This window comes from Nonomuraea turcica (assembly GCF_030718205.1).
In the GTDB taxonomy this organism is placed as follows: Bacteria; Actinomycetota; Actinomycetes; order Streptosporangiales; family Streptosporangiaceae; genus Nonomuraea.
In genome coordinates this window covers 317,945-333,387 of the sequence record NZ_JAUZQF010000010.1, presented here as the reverse complement: position 1 = coordinate 333,387, position 15,443 = coordinate 317,945, and the positions used below count along the sequence as shown (strand labels likewise).

Genomic DNA, 15,443 nt, shown 5'->3' with positions numbered 1-15,443 from the left:
ATGGCTCGTTAGTCAACTGTGGTTGCTTAGCGGGCCAAGATGTCAGCGAAGAAGCAGGTAAAGATGACGCTCGTCACGGCGAGCAACCCGTGAGCCTTCACGACCGGCCATGACGGACGGCAAGGAGTTACGGCGCGTGCGGGCAAGGCGGCTTGCCGTAAAAAAATGGGCCTCTCATTGGGTGTTATTGACCGGAGGCCCGGGTGAGAGCGCCCTCGTGGGCGATCACGGCCGCCGCGGACGGGCGGGACAGCGGCGGGACGGCGGTGGCATATTGGTGGGTTTCGATCAGGCGCAGCGTGCGGCGCAGCACCGGCGCGCTGATCGCCCATCGGGCCGACTCCGGCACCGGGATGTAGTCGTCCTCGGCCGTCTTCGTCGTCGTGGTTGACGTCCGCGACAGCGAATACTGGATCAGCGCCCCGCCGTCCTTGGTGCGCAGCGCGTACACAGGGAAGTTGTCGGCGCTGAAGATCGAGTCGTAGCTGTAGCCGCCGACCTTTCTGTCGCCCTTGGCCTTCTGCCGCAGCTCGGCGATCTGCTCGGCCACCTCGGTCGTATAGGGCCCCGGCGCGAGGAGCCCGGCCGTGACCCCGGCCGTCCCGGTCTCGGCCACGCTGGCGTGCACGGGCTGCATGAACTGCGGGCTGATCGTGACGGTCTTGTCGTCGGGAGCCAGCGCCGTCGCATAGCCCTCGGCGTCCAGCTCGATCTCCGGCAGTTGCTGTCCTGGCAGGAGTTGCGCCACGGAACTCAGCCGCCAGTCGTCCGCCGCCTTGGCGAACGTCAGCAGCGTCGGCCGCCCATCGCGGGTCGCCAGCGCGCTGAACCAGGGCGCCTTCTCCTCCGGGACGAACCTGGGCACGTAGAGCGTGGGCGGGCCCCACTTGTAGCGGGGCGGCGCGTAGTCGGTCGACAGGTATGCCGCCACGGTCAGCAGCACCTGCCCCCCGGTTGTGAGGTCCTTGGCCGCCAGATCCAGGCGGCCCTGCAGGTCCTCCTCGTCGCTCTTCACCCGCAGCGCGTCGTCGGTGACCAGGATGTCGTGGAACTCCTTGGCCGCCTCGGCCCTGGTGATCGCGACCGCGCTCGCGGAGGGCGTGGGCGTCGAGGAGGCGGACACGGCCTGCTTCGAGGGGGAGGGCGGCGGCGCATTGCCCGTGCAGGCGCTCGCCGCGGCCAGCACGCCGGCGGCGAGCGCCAGCACCTTCCGCCGCCCGAATACACGCACGTCGCCATCGTATTGGGTGCGCGGGAAGACGACGCCTTGGGCGGGTCCCGGGTTGGAGGACGGAGTTCTCCCGCGAGGCGCGTACCCTAGGGAGACGTGGCAGGCATCGATCCGGCAGAAGAGATCAACGAGCTCGCGGGCACGGTCCGCAGCATCCAGGACGTGCTCGACCTCGACGCGCTGCGCAAGCAGATCGCAGAGCTGGAGCAGCAGGTTGCCGCGCCCGACCTCTGGGACGACCCTGAGCAGGCTCAGAAGGTCACGAGCAAGCTCTCCCATCTCCAGGGCGAGCTCAACCGCGTCGAGGGCGTCGCTCGCCGCCTCGACGACCTGACCGTCCTCTACGAGCTGGCGGCCGAGGAGGGCGACGACGACACGCGCGTCGAGGCCGACAAGGAGCTCGAGTCGCTCAAGTCCGATATCGGCGCGCTCGAGGTGCGCACCCTGCTCTCGGGCGAATACGACGCCCGCGAGGCGCTGGTCACGATCAACTCGCAGGCCGGCGGCGTGGACGCCGCCGACTGGGCGGAGATGCTGTTCCGGATGTACCTGCGGTGGGCCGAGCGCAAGGGCTACGCCACAGAGGTCTACGACACCTCCTACGCGGAGGAGGCCGGCATCAAGTCGGCCACGTTCACGATCAAGGCGCCCTATGCCTACGGCACTCTGCGTGGCGAGCACGGCACCCACCGTCTGGTCCGCATCAGCCCGTTCGACAACCAGGGGCGCAGGCAGACGTCGTTCGCCGGTGTGGACATCGTGCCGGTCGTCGAGCAGACCGACCACATCGACATCAACGAGGACGAGCTCCGCATCGACGTCTACCGCTCGAGCGGCCCCGGCGGCCAGGGCGTCAACACGACCGACTCGGCCGTGCGGATCACGCACCTGCCGTCCGGCATCGTCGTCTCCTGCCAGAACGAGCGCTCCCAGTTGCAAAACCGCGCCAGCGCAATGAACGTGCTCCAGGCCAAGCTGCTCGAGCGCAAGCGGCAGGAGGAGGCGGAGAAGATGTCGGAGCTGCGTGGCGCGACGACCACGTCGTGGGGCACGCAGATCCGCAACTACGTGCTGCATCCCTACCAGATCGTCAAGGACCTGCGCACGGGCACCGAGGCAGGCAACCCGTCGGCCGTCCTGGACGGCGACCTCGACGGGTTCATCGAGTCGGAGATCCGCTGGATGCGGCGGCAGGAGTCGGGGGCGGAGTCCTAGGGCCCTAGAGCCCGCTGAGGTGCTTGAGCGCCAGGCTCGCGAAGAGCAGGACGACAAGCAGCAGGATGATGAGGGCGGGTGACAGCCCGGCGAAGCCGTGGTGGTGCATCCGCTCTCTGTTGGCGCGGCAGAGGGCGCAGCGCCCCTCGATCACGGGGTGGGCGCACTGCGCGCATACGAGGTGTTCACAACTCATGACAGCCCCAAGTGTAGCCGCACAATCGTTTTGTTTCCGTTATGGACGTTCCATGCCAGTCTTCCCCCTAGACTGTGCTCTGGCCAATCGGAACGTCGATCATCAGTAAAGACGAGGTCCCCGATCGGCCAGCGGCGGGAAGTGGGCATGTGCCACCCTCGCTTCCGTCCTGACCCCTAGACTGGCATGCCGTGATGCTCTCGTGATCCATTTCGATAATGTCACCAAGGTCTACGCGAACCAGAACCGGCCCGCTCTCGACCACGTCTCCGTTGACGTGGACAAGGGCGAGTTCGTGTTCCTCGTCGGCCCTTCGGGGTCAGGCAAGTCCACGTTCCTGCGTCTGATCCTGAAGGAGGAGCGGCCCAACTCCGGCGCGATTCACGTCGCGGGGAAGGATCTGGCCCGCCTCTCCAACTTCAAGGTGCCGCACCTGCGCCGCCGCATCGGCTGCGTCTTCCAGGACTTCAGGCTCCTGCCGAACAAGAACGTCTACGAGAACGTGGCGTTCGCCCTCGAGGTCATCGGCAAGCCCCGGCGGTTCATCCGCAAGGTGGTGCCCGAGGTCATCGAGCTGGTGGGCCTCGAAGGCAAGGCCCACCGCATGCCCGACGAGCTGTCCGGCGGCGAGCAGCAACGCGTCGCCATGGCCCGCGCGTTCGTCAACCGGCCGATGATCCTGTTGGCCGACGAGCCCACGGGCAACATCGACCCCGCGACGAGCATCGGCATCATGAAGGTGCTCGACCGCATCAACAGGACTGGCACCACGGTCGTCATGGCCACGCACGACGCGGCCATCGTCGACTCCATGCGCAAGCGTGTCGTGGAGCTGGAGGACGGCAAGATCGTCCGTGACCAGTCGCGTGGCGTTTACGGCCAGGCGTACTGACAGGGAGCTGCAGACACAACATGCGGGCGAATTTCATCTTCTCCGAGGTCTGGATCGGCCTCCGTCGCAACCTGACCATGACGATCGCGGTCATCATCACCGTGGCGGTCGGAATGGCGATGCTGGGCGTCGGCTTGATGATCAACGCCCAGGTCGGCTTGATGAAGGGCTATTGGGGCGACAAGGTCGAGGTCTCGGTCTTCCTGTGCAACAAGGGGACCGCCATGCCGGCGTGCAACGGCAAGGCGATCACCCAGACCCAGATCAAGGCGCTCGAGGCGCACATCCGGGGCACCCAAGGGGTCAAGGACGTCTTCTTCGAGAACCAGGACACGGCTTACCAGAACTTCCAGGAGGCCTACGCCTCCAACCCGGCTCTGGTCAAGGCCACCCAGGTCGAGGACATGCCGCAGTCGTTCCGCATCAAGGTCGCCGACCCGGACAACTACCAGCCCATCATCCAGGCGGTCCAGGGCCAGCCGGGCGTCTCGCAGGTGACCGACCACAAGCAGCTGATCGGGCCGTTCTTCCAGATGCTCGACAAGCTCGCCTTCTACGCGCTGGGCGTCGCGATCACCCTGGTGCTCGCCGCGGCGCTGCTGATCGGCAACACGGTCCGGCTCTCGGCGTTCAACCGGCGCAGAGAGACGGGCATCATGCGGCTGGTCGGCGCGTCCAACCTCTACATCCAGCTGCCGTTCGTCATGGAGGGTGTGATCGCGGGCCTGATCGGCGGGGTGTTCGCCGCGGTCATCCTGATCGTGACCAAGGTCCTGCTGTTCGAGGAGCTCGGCAAGTTCTTCGGCGATGCGACCGCTCAGCTGGGCTGGGACACGGTGGCGCAGACGATCACGTACACGATGATCATCGGTGTGTTCATCTGTATCCTGGCCTCGTTCGTCACGCTCCGCCGCTACCTTCGGGTGTAGCCGCCGCGACGTACCCGAGGTACGGAGGATCGCCGGTAAAGTCGAAGCATGCCACGTGAGACCGGGCGGAAGGTCATCGCCCAGAACAAACGTGCTCGGCACGACTACCACGTCGAAGACACCTTCGAGGCGGGTCTCGTGCTGCAGGGCACCGAGGTGAAGTCGCTCCGCGAGGGTCGCGCCTCGCTCGTCGACGGCTACGCCAGCATCGACGGCAACGAAGCGTGGCTGCTCAACGTGCACATTCCCGAATATTCGCAGGGCACGTGGACCAACCACGCCGCCCGCCGCAAGCGCAAGCTGCTGCTGCACCGCAAGGAGATCGACAAGCTCGCCGCCAAGACCAAGGAAGGCGGGCTCACGATCGTGCCGCTGGCGCTCTATTTCAAGGACGGCCGCGCCAAGGTCGAGATCGGTCTCGCCCGAGGCAAGAAGGACTGGGACAAGCGGCAGTCGTTGGCGGAGCAGCAGGCCAAACGGGAGATGGCCCGCGCCCTGCGCCACCGCAACCGATGAGATCGGCATGAGACGCCTGCGCCGCACGCTCTCCGCGACCGCCACCCTGGCGGTCGCGTGCACCATGCTGACCGGCTGCTTCGAGGAGCCGTCGCCGCACGACGCGGTGCGCGACTTCCTCGTGGGCTGGCAGACGGAGGACTACGACCTGGCCGCGGGACGCGCCGACGGCGATCAGGCGACCGTACGCAAGGCGCTGTCCGACGCCAAGTTGGAGCTGGACGCGGCCTCGTTCCGCTTCAAGATCAAAAACTTGAGCATGAACGGCGACGAGTCCACGGCCGCCTTCCGCGCCGAGGTCGACCTGGGCGAGAACAACCCGCTCTGGGAGTACGACGGGACGTTGCCGCTCCACCTGGTCGACGGCACGTGGAAGGTGCGCTGGTCACCCTCGGTGCTGCATCCGGAGCTGAAGGAGGGGCAGCGCTTCGCGGTCGACATCGATCCCAAACCGCGCCAGCCGGTGGTCGACCGGACCGGTGAGGCGCTGCAGACCGACTCCGTGGTCTACAGCGCCGGCGTCTATCCGGCCAGGCTGGGCGATCAGGCCGAAGAGGTCGTCGCGAGGTTGTCGGAGATCACGGGATACGCCCAGGACCGGCTGCTGAGCCGCATCCGCTCCTCGCCGCCCGACAAGTTCGTGCCGCTGGTCACGTTCGGCGGCTCGCTCTATCAGAAGATGAAGCCCAGGCTCGACGACATCTCGGAGATCGAGACCCAGAAGCAGGACCAGCCCGTCAACCCCGACGCTCCCCGGCAGATCGTCGGCACCGTCAGCGCGCTCACCCCTGAATACGAGCAGAAGCTCGGCGGCCCGCAACGGGCCGGTGACTCGGTGGGCAAGAGCGGGCTGCAGCAGGCCTACCAGAGCTACCTGACCGGCTCCACGCAGACCAGGGTGATCACGCTCGACCTCAAGACCGGCAAGGAGGTCGCCCTGTTGAAGGAGTGGCCGGGCCGGCAGAACGTGTCGGTGCAGACCACCATCGACCGCGGCATTCAGGCGGCGGCCGAGCAGGCGGTGGCCGACAGCGACACGAGCGCGCTGGTGGCCGTGGACCGGAAGACCGGCGAGATCCGCGCGGTGGCCACCAACGGCGGCATGCACCAGGAGAAGGACGCGCTGGCCGGCAAATACCCGGCGGGCACAGCGTTCTCGATCGTGGCCGCGGACGCGCTGGTCAGGGCGGGGATGGACCCCAAGCAGCGGCTGGACTGCCCGCAGGAACGCACGGTCGGCGGTGCCAGGTTCGTGGCCGCCGGTCAGGCGGCCGGCAGCACGACGGCGGCCACGTTCCAGGACAACTTCGCCAAGGGCTGCGTCACCGCCCTGGCCTCGCTCGCCCGCCGCGTCGAGGCCGACGAGCTGCGCAAGAGCGCCGAGGCGTTCGGCGTGGGCCAGTCGTGGCGGCTGCCGCTGAAGTCGTTCAGCGGCTCGTTCCCCAAGTTGTCCAGCGATGCCGACAAGGCCAAGGCGATCGCGGGCCAGAACGTCGAGGTGAGTCCGCTGGGCATGGCACTGGTGGCCGCGGCGGTGTCCTCGGGCACCTGGCGCTCGCCCGTGCTCGTCACCGACCCCAAGTCGCCCGACCCGTCGGTCGAGACCGCGCCCATCACCCAGCCCGCCCCTGTGCCCGTCGATCCGCGGGTGCTCGCGGCGCTCAGGCCGATGATGCGGGCCGGCGCCTTCGGCACGACCGCCCAGGCGGGCAAGGGCAAGGTCTACGGGGTGACGGCGACGGCCGGGGACCAGCTGACGTGGTTCGTCGGCTGGCAGGGGGACGTGGCCCTTGCGGTGTTGTCGAAGAACTACAACGCGTCGGCGGTCGCGGGCGGCTTTTTCCAGGCCCTGCAGGACCCGTCGTGAGCCGTGGTGAGCTCATCGTGAAAATGTCGCGACGCTGAGCAACCATCCAGGGTCGCGGTGGCGTCTTACTGAGTGACTGGGCCCGCTCGGGGGGTTGCGGATCCAGTCGCCGTGATGAGATCAGGACTTCATCTCGGGGGAAGTCCTGCCGTCCGGACCGGCTCGACCCTGCCGGTCGGCCCCCGGGAGCGCGAGCTGCTGTGCCACTCTCCCGGGGGTTTCGCCATGGGGAATTAAGTTGGCGTTGAGGGCGTTGTCCCCTGTAGATTCATGTTGTGCGCCTTCCGCGGAGGGCGTGTTGACAACTGCACAGGGGGTGACTGGCTTCGACTTCGACTTTGCAAGCCAGGTGAAGCGGGCCGAGGACTGCGGACATAACCTCGTTAATCCTGTGACCGCAAACAACAAGTGCCAATTCCAAGAGCACTGTGGCGGCCAGGGACTCCCTGGCCCTCGCTGCCTAAGCAGCGAAACCACTGTCAGCCCGGGAGTGCCTTCGGCCCGGGATCTGGCATCGCTAGAAGGCTCAACCGATCAACCCGGCCACGGGGGAGATCGGGAAACCAAACAGTGGCTGGGCCCGTCGGCGACTCGCCTGCGTGATCGCCGGGGCCGAGAAAAGCACAGCAGGCTGCGCCCGGAGAAGCCCTGACTTGGGGTTGAAGGACGCGGGTTCGATTCCCGCCACCTCCACCAGATTAAACCGCCTCGGACCTGTCGAAACATCGACAGGCCAGGGGCGGTTTTTTGTTCGTGCACGCACCGTGGACGCACGGACCATTGGACGGGGACGTAAGCCCTGGTCGTTGCCTACGTTCGCGGAACCGCCTCAGACGCAGGGACACAGATGGTTCCGTGGCAAAGCGAGCCGAAGGCATCGACTACCGGAAGAAGAAAGACGGCACCCTCTCCTACCAGGTCAGACGGCTGCGCGAAGCCCTTTGGCGAGCCCACCAGGAACTGGAGACTCTGCGCTTAGTGCTCCGAGCATGGCGTCTGCAGCAGGTCGAGTTCGACCCAAGGCGACCGGGTCCGACATCGGCGACCTGGCCGCTCTCGCCGTCGACCTCGGGAGAGAGAGCAAGGGGCTCGTACGTAGCCTCGAGAATTTGATCACCTCGCTGGAAGCGGCAAAGCGTTTCGGGAGGCTAACGCGCGCGCACGCGCGAGGTACTGGCGGGAGGGCTGGGACAGCGAGTCCGCGGCAGAGTATGTGCGCCGGTACTACCGGGTGCCTGCCTACCGGTGCGACCGGATGATCGTTTACGGTAGGCAAGCGCCCCGTCACTTGTTCCAGGCCACCAAGAACTCCGCGAACGAGATGTGCCCGTCCACGTCCCCATCGTGCTCGTCCGAGGCCTTGAAGATCGAGTCGAGCTCGGCGGCGGTGACCTCCTCGCCGCGCGTGTTCATGGCGAGCGCGAATTCCTCGCGCGTGATGTATCCGTCCCCGTCGCGGTCGAACTCCTGGAACGTGGCGGTCGGGTCGTCAAGATTCGGCATGGGTGACCTCTCATCGTGCGATTCATGCGATCTGCGGACAAGGCAACATCGAAGCACGAGCTTGTACCCCAGGCGAGGGGTGACGGGCAGAAAGACGCCGGTCGCGGCGCCCATCCCGGATCCGCATCGGCAGGAAGTCAATCGAGCCAACCGCCACCGCCTGTTCGCACAAACGTGCGCAGACCGGCTGTGCCGGGGCATCCGGGTGATCGTGTACGGGCGGCCGGGCAGGATCACGGGGTTCCGGGACGCTGGGCTGCGGGGGACGCGGCCACTGCTGCCCGGGATTGAGCCGCGCTCCCCGCAGGAGAAAGCGGGCACACCATCCGCGGCGACTCCGGGTCCGCCCTCTGTTACGTGACCCAGCAGCGGGGGACTCTGGCACCTCGACTCCGACGCCCTGACGCTGGACCCGTCTAGCCTATTCCGCTGGCGTATCCCGGCGAGCAGCGCTGGCAAGGCCACCCACGAGGCGGTCCTTGATGCCATCGCGGACTACGAGGGCAGATGATCGTGGCCGGCATCGCCGAGGCCGGCCATTTTGGCGAACCCCTGCAGATTCTCGTTAGCATGGAGGTCAGTCGCCCGGGACCCCGGCCGTGAGCCTGAACGATTGCAGGGATAGTTCTTGGGGGCGGCTAGTAGAATTGCGTACCAGGTCGTAGCGCGTGAAGTCTCCACCGCCGTCGGGGCGGCGCCATTCCACCAGTTCGACATCGTCGAAGTCGGCCCGGCCCGCGCCGTCGGAGGACTGCTTCATCCCCAGATATAGCATCGCCGCGTTGCCTCGCAGGTTTCCCTTGTCGAGGTATCGCGCGGGAATGTCGATGTTGATCTGGTGCCAGCGTTCGTCGGCCGGAACGTCGATGGGACGTTCAAGGGTCTTCAGCTGCGTCGACTCGGGGTCTTCGGTGGGATCGGTGTCATCGAAGTGATACGCGGTGAGGCGGGCGAACGGGCTTGCGCCCTGGGAACGGCGGACCATAGCGCGTAGCGAGTAGGCCGGTTCGGCGTCAGCCGGTACCGCTTCGCCTGCCACCGTCTGGTAGAGGTGGTGTCGCGGCAGCGGCACGCGTGCGACCGGGCGGATCAGCGCGGTGCCGCCGCCGCCGGCCGACAACCGTAGGAAGCGCCGTCCCATCGCCGCGTCCCCGGTCACCACCCTCGCGCTGGATCTCGCCTGCCAGTGGACCGGTGGCGGTCCCCCGGGGGCAACGGCTGGGTCGGCTGTCTCGTCCTCGAAGCCGCCCCAGCCGAACAGGTCACGCCCCATCTCGATACCGGACGGCACAGGGGCTTGGGCACGCGACAGCGTGTCGGCCGGCAGCCGGTCCACGCCGCCCGCGGTCACGGTGACGCGCTGGACAGTGGGCACCGGCGGGTCGGCGGTGATACGCGCGGTGTTGTGTTCGAGCACGAAGCTTGCTGGGCGGCTGTGGGCGTCCCGAGTCCGTGGGAACTTCCGGACCGCCCCGGACGCGTCGCGGGTCGCCACCGCGGAGAGCTCGCTGCGTTCGGCGAGCCTGCCCACCGCCCGCGCGGCGGCCGCGTCCACCACTGGGACCGGGCGGTAGCCGACCAGTTCGACCGGGATCGCACGCGCTTGGACAAGACGATCGCCGTCCCAAACCGTGCGCAGGATCGTGCTGGGGAACGTGGCGTGGAAGTTCTGGTCGAACGCGAAGTTGCCGAGGCTGTAGGCGATCAGGCGGCCCTTGTACCACTCCATCCCCTGCAGCACGTGCGGATGATGCGCGATGACGATGTCGGCGCCGGCGTCGATGGCCTGCCGCGCCATCGCACGCAGATTTTCCGACGAGGCGTCCTGGAACTGGAATCCGGAGTGGCACTGCACCACGACAAGCTTGGCCTGGCGGGCCAGCCGGCGGACCTGCTCCAGAGATGTGCGTGGGTCCCACATGGCGGGGCCGCCGTGGCCGCGGCGGGCGACCCAGTCCTGCAACTCCGGGTACACCTTCTGCAGCGATGCCCACACTGCGGCCGCCGTCCGGGGAACCAGACGCGGTTCCATGTCACGGTAAGCTTGCCAAGCGTCGCCGATGCGCCGAGGCCGCTGCGGTATCGTCACGCCACCGCCGGAAAAGCCCCACAGCCGGGGCCTGGTCTGCCAGCCGGCCTTCGCGGACGTATCGCCCACGGCCGGACCGTGCGGATAGTGGTCGTTGACGAACGACCCGTCGACGCTGGTGTAGGCGACCATCGCCACGTCGACGCCTGCCACCCGACGGAGATACGGCACGGCGGCCTGCTGCGGATCCGGCCCGGCACCGACCGCGGCCACCCCCGCCTTGGCCAGTGCGGCCCGGGTGTCGGCCACACCGCCGTCCAGGAAGTCGCGGGTGTGATTGTTGGCAAGCACCGCCACGTCCACACCCAGGGCGCGCAGGCCCGCCACGCTCGCCGTCGCCGACCTCAGCACGTACCGCTTGCCGGGGTAGGCGTTGCCGGCCGGACGGTCGCTGAGCACGGTCTCCAGGTTGACGGTCCGCAGGTCGGCGGCGCGGAAGACCGGGGCGATCGAGGACACCACCCGGCGGGCTCCGTCCGCAGCGTCCCAGCGAGGCACGAGCGGTGTCTGGCCGGGATCAGGGGGCGGCCCTCCGTGCTGATGACGGTCGTGCCCGGCTGGTGGCGTCTCGTACCGGCGCCCGAACATCACATCGCCTGCCGAATGCATGACCAACCGGTTCCGCAGCCGGGCCATCAGACGCACCCGAACCTCACGCCCCGCATCCGACCAGCCGAGCGGCACCGGCTCGGGCAGATGGCGAGCTTTGCCCACCACCGCCACAGTCGGTCCGGACAATCTCGGCGTATGCGCTATCCCATCCTGACCTGTCACCAGTCGATACGGCGAACCCCCGGAACCAGCAGACGGGTGCAGTTCGACAGTGGCTCTGGCCACCGGACGACCTGCCTCATCCACCACTCGCAGCCGCGTAGTGAAAACATCGCCGGTGGCCCGTCTGCACCCCATGCAGCCACCGTCATGGTTCAGGACATAACCCAGTCCGGCCACGACAGCCACAAGCGCCAAGACGACACCGAACACGGTCAGCGCGACACGCACGCGACCACCGAATACGGCCGAGGTCAAGGTCCTGTCCCCCCAATTTCGTTCGCCGACGGATACAGCCGCCAGAGACCCTGCTCACATCAGGCAACGTGCTCCAGGTCACGTCCACGACGCGTGTATGAGTCGATCTTCGCGTAACCCTGTTTCTGCAGGTTAAGCGGCAAGTGTCGGTGGGAGTGGGTCCTGTGTGGGTGTGTCGCCGGGGACGAGGCGGGACGTGGGCCTTGGCCCGTAGCGCATCACAACGCCGCCCTCGCCATCGCGCGCGTCGTTCCACACGTACCATTCGGGCCTTTCTCGGGATCGGCACTGCATGAGACGATCTCAAGGTTGCGCAACATCCAGCCAGGCGTTCGGGGGTGCGCGGTGAAGTTACCGTGGGTGCTGCCGGCGGCGGCGCTGGCGCTCGCGCTGATCGCGGTGCCCCTCGCCTGGGCCGCGGGGTTCCCGGTAGCCCGGCTCCTGGCGGACACGGTGGAATCGGGTGGCGGCTGGTCCGACGCCGCAAAGCGAACCGTCAGCATGCGCTTCGCCATCAGGAATGACGGCTGGACGTCGGTGCAGGTCACGCAGGTGGGACACAGCAGCTCGTTCATGCGGCTGATCGAGGCGGACGGGCCGCGGTTCCCGCTCGAGCTGGAAGCGGGCGAGCGGGTGCAGGTGGAGCTCGTCTACCAGGTGACCGACTGCGACAACATCACCAGCGAGGACTGGCCGATCCCGGTACGTGTGGAGCGGTGGTGGGGCGCCCAGACGGTAGAGGTCGATCCCTCGCCGCAGGAGCCTGACGTGTCGGAGGAATTTGCCGACACGGTGGACAGCGAGATGCCGGGGCTGAGCAAGTGGCACGCCGCCAGAGCCAGTTACGTCTGCGACTGGCAACTCTGACCCGCACCGCCGCGTGCCAGTCCGAGCAACTGTCCCCCTTCTGGACGGGACTCAGCGGCGCAGCCGCACGGTCAGCACCTGGAACGGCCGCAAAGAGATCGGGATGCCGCCGTCGGCCTCCACGGTGACGGCGTTTCCTGGCAGGGGACGTTCCAGCAGGTCGGTGATCGTCACGCCGGTGACCGGGAAGGAGGCGCGCAGCCGGGTGGTGGCCCGCCCGCCGAGCGCCTCGTAGACCCGGACGACGACATCGCCGGACTGGTCGTCGGCGAGCTTGACCGCCTCGATGCAGGCGGCGGTCCCCTCGAGTGTCACCAGCGGCGGGGGCGTCGGAGCCGCACCGCCGCTCGTCACGCGGAGCGGGAGGTTCAGCGCGTAGCCTGCCGCCACGGCGTCGCCGATGGCGGCGCCGGGGACGAGCGCGTAGGTCATCCGATGGCGCCCCTGGTCGGCTTCCGGGTCGGGGCAGCGCGGCGCGCGGACCAGGCTCAGCCGCACCGTGGTCGTGGTGCCGCCGTCGGCACGCGTGGTACGGGTCACGTCGTGGCCGTAGGTGGCGTCGTTCGCCAGCGCGACGCCGTATCCCGGCTCCCCGAGATGGACCCACCGGTGGCAGGAGATCTCGAACCTGGCCATGTCCCAGCTCGTGTTGACGTGCGTGGGCCGGAACACGTGACCGAACTGGATCTCGGCGGCCGAGCGGTCGGCATGGACGTCGAGCGGGAACGCGACCTTGAGGATCTTCTCCCGCTCGTGCCAGTCGATCTCGGTTTCGATCTCCACCCGGGGACTGCCCGCCGTGAGCCGGACCGTCTGGGCGATCCTGGACGCCCCGAAGCGGCGCTCGACGCGTACGGCGCCGACGAGCGGGCCCGCGTCGACGATGGTGATCGCCTCCGCCTCGTCGAGGTCGGTGCGCCGGCGGCGATAGTGCGCGTCGATGTCCCAGGCGTCCCACTGGTTGGGCAGATCGGTGTGCAGTTGCAGCAGGTTGCCGCGGGAGCCGGGGGCCAGCAACTCCCGGTGGGCCGCCACATCGAGGACTGACGAGAGCAGGCCGGCCGCGTCCAGCTCGACGCGGATCAGGCCGTTGTAGAGCACCGTCCCGGTCTCGCCGGTGGTCGTGGTGACCGGGGAAGGGGACGATGGCGCCTCGAGGCGTACCATGCCGGAGGCCGGGACCTCGACGAAGACGGCCGAGCCGTCGGGAGCGGTCACCACTTCGGCGCGCGGCCGCGGCGCCGCGTTGCAGACCCAGGTCGCCTCGCCGGCGCCGGTCAGGGCGGAGACGGCCGAGGCGATGATCTCCTCCAGCTCCGCACGCACGCGGGCGTAGGTGACCTCCGCCTCGCGATGGACCCAGGCGATCGAACTGCCGGGCAGGATGTCGTGGAACTGGTGCAGCAGCACCGTCTTCCACAGCCGGTCCAGCTCCGCGTAGGGGTAGGGGACGTCGGCGTGCACCGCGGCGGTCGCCGCCCACAGCTCAGCCTCGCGCAGCAGGTGCTCGCTGCGCCGGTTGCCGGCCTTCGTCCTGGCCTGACTGGTGTAGGTGGCGCGGTGCAGCTCCAGGTAGAGCTCGCCGGACCACACGGCCGCGTCCGGCAGCTCCGCGTGGGCGGCGGCGAAGAACTCCTCCGGGCTCTCGATCACCACGCGGGGGGAGCCCTCCAGGTCGCGCAGCCGCCGCGCCTTCTCCAGCATCTCCCGGGTGGGGCCGCCGCCCCCGTCACCATGCCCGAAGGGCAGCAGCGAACGGGTGCCCGCGCCCTTCTCCGCATAGTTGCGTACGGCGTGCGCCAGCTCAGCGCCCTCGAACGTGCCGTTGTAGGTGTCGGCCGGCGGGAAATGGGTGAAGATGCGGGTGCCGTCGATGCCCTCCCACCAGAAGGTGTGGTGCGGGAACTTGTTGGTCTGGTTCCAGGAAATCTTCTGGGTGAGGAACCACTCCATGCCGGCAAGCCTGGCGAGCTGCGGGTAGGCCGCCGTGTAGCCAAAGGAATCGGGCAGCCACACGCCGCGGCACTCGACTCCGAACTCCTCCATGAAGAAGCGTTTGCCGTGCACGAGCTGCCGGGCCATGGACTCCCCGCCCGGCAGGTTGCCGTCGGCCTCCACCCACATGCCGCCGATCGGCACCCACTGCCCGGCCTCGACCGCCTTGCGCATGCGCTCGAAGATCTCCGGGTGGCGCTCCTTGACCCACGCGTACTGCTGCGCCTGCGGCCCGGCGAAGACGAACTCCGGATAGTCGTTCGCCAGGGCCGTGACGTTGGCGAAGGTGCGGGCGGCCTTGCGCTTGGTCTCACGGATCGGCCACAGCCAGGCGCTGTCGATGTGCGCATGGCCGGCCGCCGAGATGGTGTGGGCGCCGGCGTGGGCAGGCGAGGACAGCACACCGGTCAGGCAGGCGCGGGCCGCCCCGGCCGTGCCGGCCACGTCGTGGATGTCGAGGGCGTCCATGCTGCGCTCCAAGGCGCGCAGGATCTCGTGCCGCCGGGGATCGCCGATCGGCAGCTCGGCCATCAGTTCGCGCAGCACCTCGACGTCCAGCCGCAGGTGCCAGACCTCCTCGTCGAGCACGGCCACGTCGGCACGGGCGAGGCGGTAGAGCGGCTCGTCACCGGCCGTGGCTTTGTCGCCCAGAGGGGTCGGGAGGAAGCCGTTCGCCAGGATGTCGGGGTTGGCGGCCATCTCCAGCAGCAGGCCCACCCGGTCCCCGGCGATCGGGACGTACTGGTTGCGCGGTTCGATGCCCTTGATCGGCCAGCCGGTCAGGTCGTACACCAGCGCCTCGGCCTGGCTGCCCGGCCAGTCGCCGACGAAGCCCAGGTCGAAGACGGCCTCCACGCGCCGTCCCGCCCACCGTTCGGGAACGGATCCGGTGGCGCGCAGCCACGTCGTCGACCAGGGGCGTCCCCAGCGCGTGCCCACCTCGAACGGCTCGTAGCCGGCGGCCAGCGCCTCCGCGACGGGCACCGGCTCGTCGGGGACGTGCCAGGCGGCCAGCTCGAGCGGCACCGTCTCCGCGTACACGGCGGGAGCGATGCGTTCCCGGAGCACGCGGTCGATCCGGCCCTCGACGAGGCTCCTGTCGTCGTGCATCGGG

11 protein-coding genes and 1 other RNA gene are annotated in these 15,443 nt (G+C 68.3%); 7 read left to right on the top strand and 5 right to left on the bottom strand.

Annotation, left to right across the window (positions count from 1 at the left end; all coding sequences use genetic code 11):
• Nucleotides 1-184: 184 nt before the first annotated feature.
• Nucleotides 185-1,231, bottom strand: a complete 1,047-nt coding sequence (locus Q9G87_RS26840) for a hypothetical protein (RefSeq protein WP_305919239.1) — start codon at nucleotides 1,229-1,231, stop codon at nucleotides 185-187.
• A 96-nt stretch (nucleotides 1,232-1,327) separates the two neighbouring features.
• On the opposite strand from Q9G87_RS26840, the gene prfB reads away from it, so the two are divergent.
• Nucleotides 1,328-2,446: a peptide chain release factor 2 gene (prfB, locus tag Q9G87_RS26835; RefSeq protein WP_305919238.1), complete on the top strand. Its 1,119-nt coding sequence runs from the start codon at nucleotides 1,328-1,330 to the stop codon at nucleotides 2,444-2,446.
• Nucleotides 2,447-2,450: 4 nt separating this feature from the next.
• Here the strand turns inward: prfB and Q9G87_RS26830 are convergent, their stop codons facing one another.
• A complete protein-coding gene (locus tag Q9G87_RS26830; RefSeq protein WP_305919237.1) occupies nucleotides 2,451-2,642 on the bottom strand; it encodes a hypothetical protein in 192 nt (63 codons plus the stop codon).
• 202 nt (nucleotides 2,643-2,844) lie between these two features.
• On the opposite strand from Q9G87_RS26830, the gene ftsE reads away from it, so the two are divergent.
• From ftsE to ssrA, 5 genes are all read left to right on the top strand, one after another.
• Nucleotides 2,845-3,534, top strand: coding sequence for a cell division ATP-binding protein FtsE (gene ftsE, locus Q9G87_RS26825; protein WP_091079803.1), 690 nt, complete (start codon nucleotides 2,845-2,847; stop codon nucleotides 3,532-3,534).
• 20 nt (nucleotides 3,535-3,554) lie between these two features.
• On the top strand, nucleotides 3,555-4,463 hold the full coding sequence (gene ftsX / locus Q9G87_RS26820; RefSeq protein ID WP_305919236.1) for a permease-like cell division protein FtsX: 909 nt from the start codon (nucleotides 3,555-3,557) through the stop codon (nucleotides 4,461-4,463).
• A gap of 48 nt (nucleotides 4,464-4,511) precedes the next feature.
• Nucleotides 4,512-4,979: an SsrA-binding protein SmpB gene (gene smpB, locus Q9G87_RS26815; protein WP_138667355.1), complete on the top strand. Its 468-nt coding sequence runs from the start codon at nucleotides 4,512-4,514 to the stop codon at nucleotides 4,977-4,979.
• A gap of 7 nt (nucleotides 4,980-4,986) precedes the next feature.
• The gene (locus tag Q9G87_RS26810; protein ID WP_305919235.1) at nucleotides 4,987-6,846 is read left to right on the top strand and encodes a penicillin-binding transpeptidase domain-containing protein; all 1,860 of its coding nucleotides are present in this window, start codon (nucleotides 4,987-4,989) and stop codon (nucleotides 6,844-6,846) included.
• Between the two features lie 312 nt (nucleotides 6,847-7,158).
• Nucleotides 7,159-7,542: a transfer-messenger RNA gene (gene ssrA / locus Q9G87_RS26805) on the top strand.
• 588 nt (nucleotides 7,543-8,130) lie between these two features.
• Here the strand turns inward: ssrA and Q9G87_RS26800 are convergent.
• Together Q9G87_RS26800 and Q9G87_RS26795 are read right to left on the bottom strand one after the other, a co-directional pair.
• A complete protein-coding gene (locus Q9G87_RS26800; protein ID WP_305919234.1) occupies nucleotides 8,131-8,349 on the bottom strand; it encodes an EF-hand domain-containing protein in 219 nt (72 codons plus the stop codon).
• Between the two features lie 577 nt (nucleotides 8,350-8,926).
• Nucleotides 8,927-11,152 carry a CapA family protein gene (locus tag Q9G87_RS26795; RefSeq protein ID WP_305919233.1) on the bottom strand — a complete coding sequence of 742 codons (2,226 nt, stop codon included), beginning with the start codon at nucleotides 11,150-11,152 and terminating at the stop codon, nucleotides 8,927-8,929.
• Nucleotides 11,153-11,812: 660 nt separating this feature from the next.
• On the opposite strand from Q9G87_RS26795, the gene Q9G87_RS26790 reads away from it, so the two are divergent.
• Nucleotides 11,813-12,334 (top strand): hypothetical protein, encoded by a 522-nt coding sequence (locus tag Q9G87_RS26790; protein WP_305919232.1) that lies wholly within the window; start codon nucleotides 11,813-11,815, stop codon nucleotides 12,332-12,334.
• Nucleotides 12,335-12,385: 51 nt separating this feature from the next.
• Here Q9G87_RS26790 and Q9G87_RS26785 read toward each other — a convergent pair whose 3' ends face one another.
• Nucleotides 12,386-15,439, bottom strand: a complete 3,054-nt coding sequence (locus tag Q9G87_RS26785; RefSeq protein WP_305919231.1) for an alpha-mannosidase — start codon at nucleotides 15,437-15,439, stop codon at nucleotides 12,386-12,388.
• Nucleotides 15,440-15,443 lie beyond the last annotated feature (4 nt).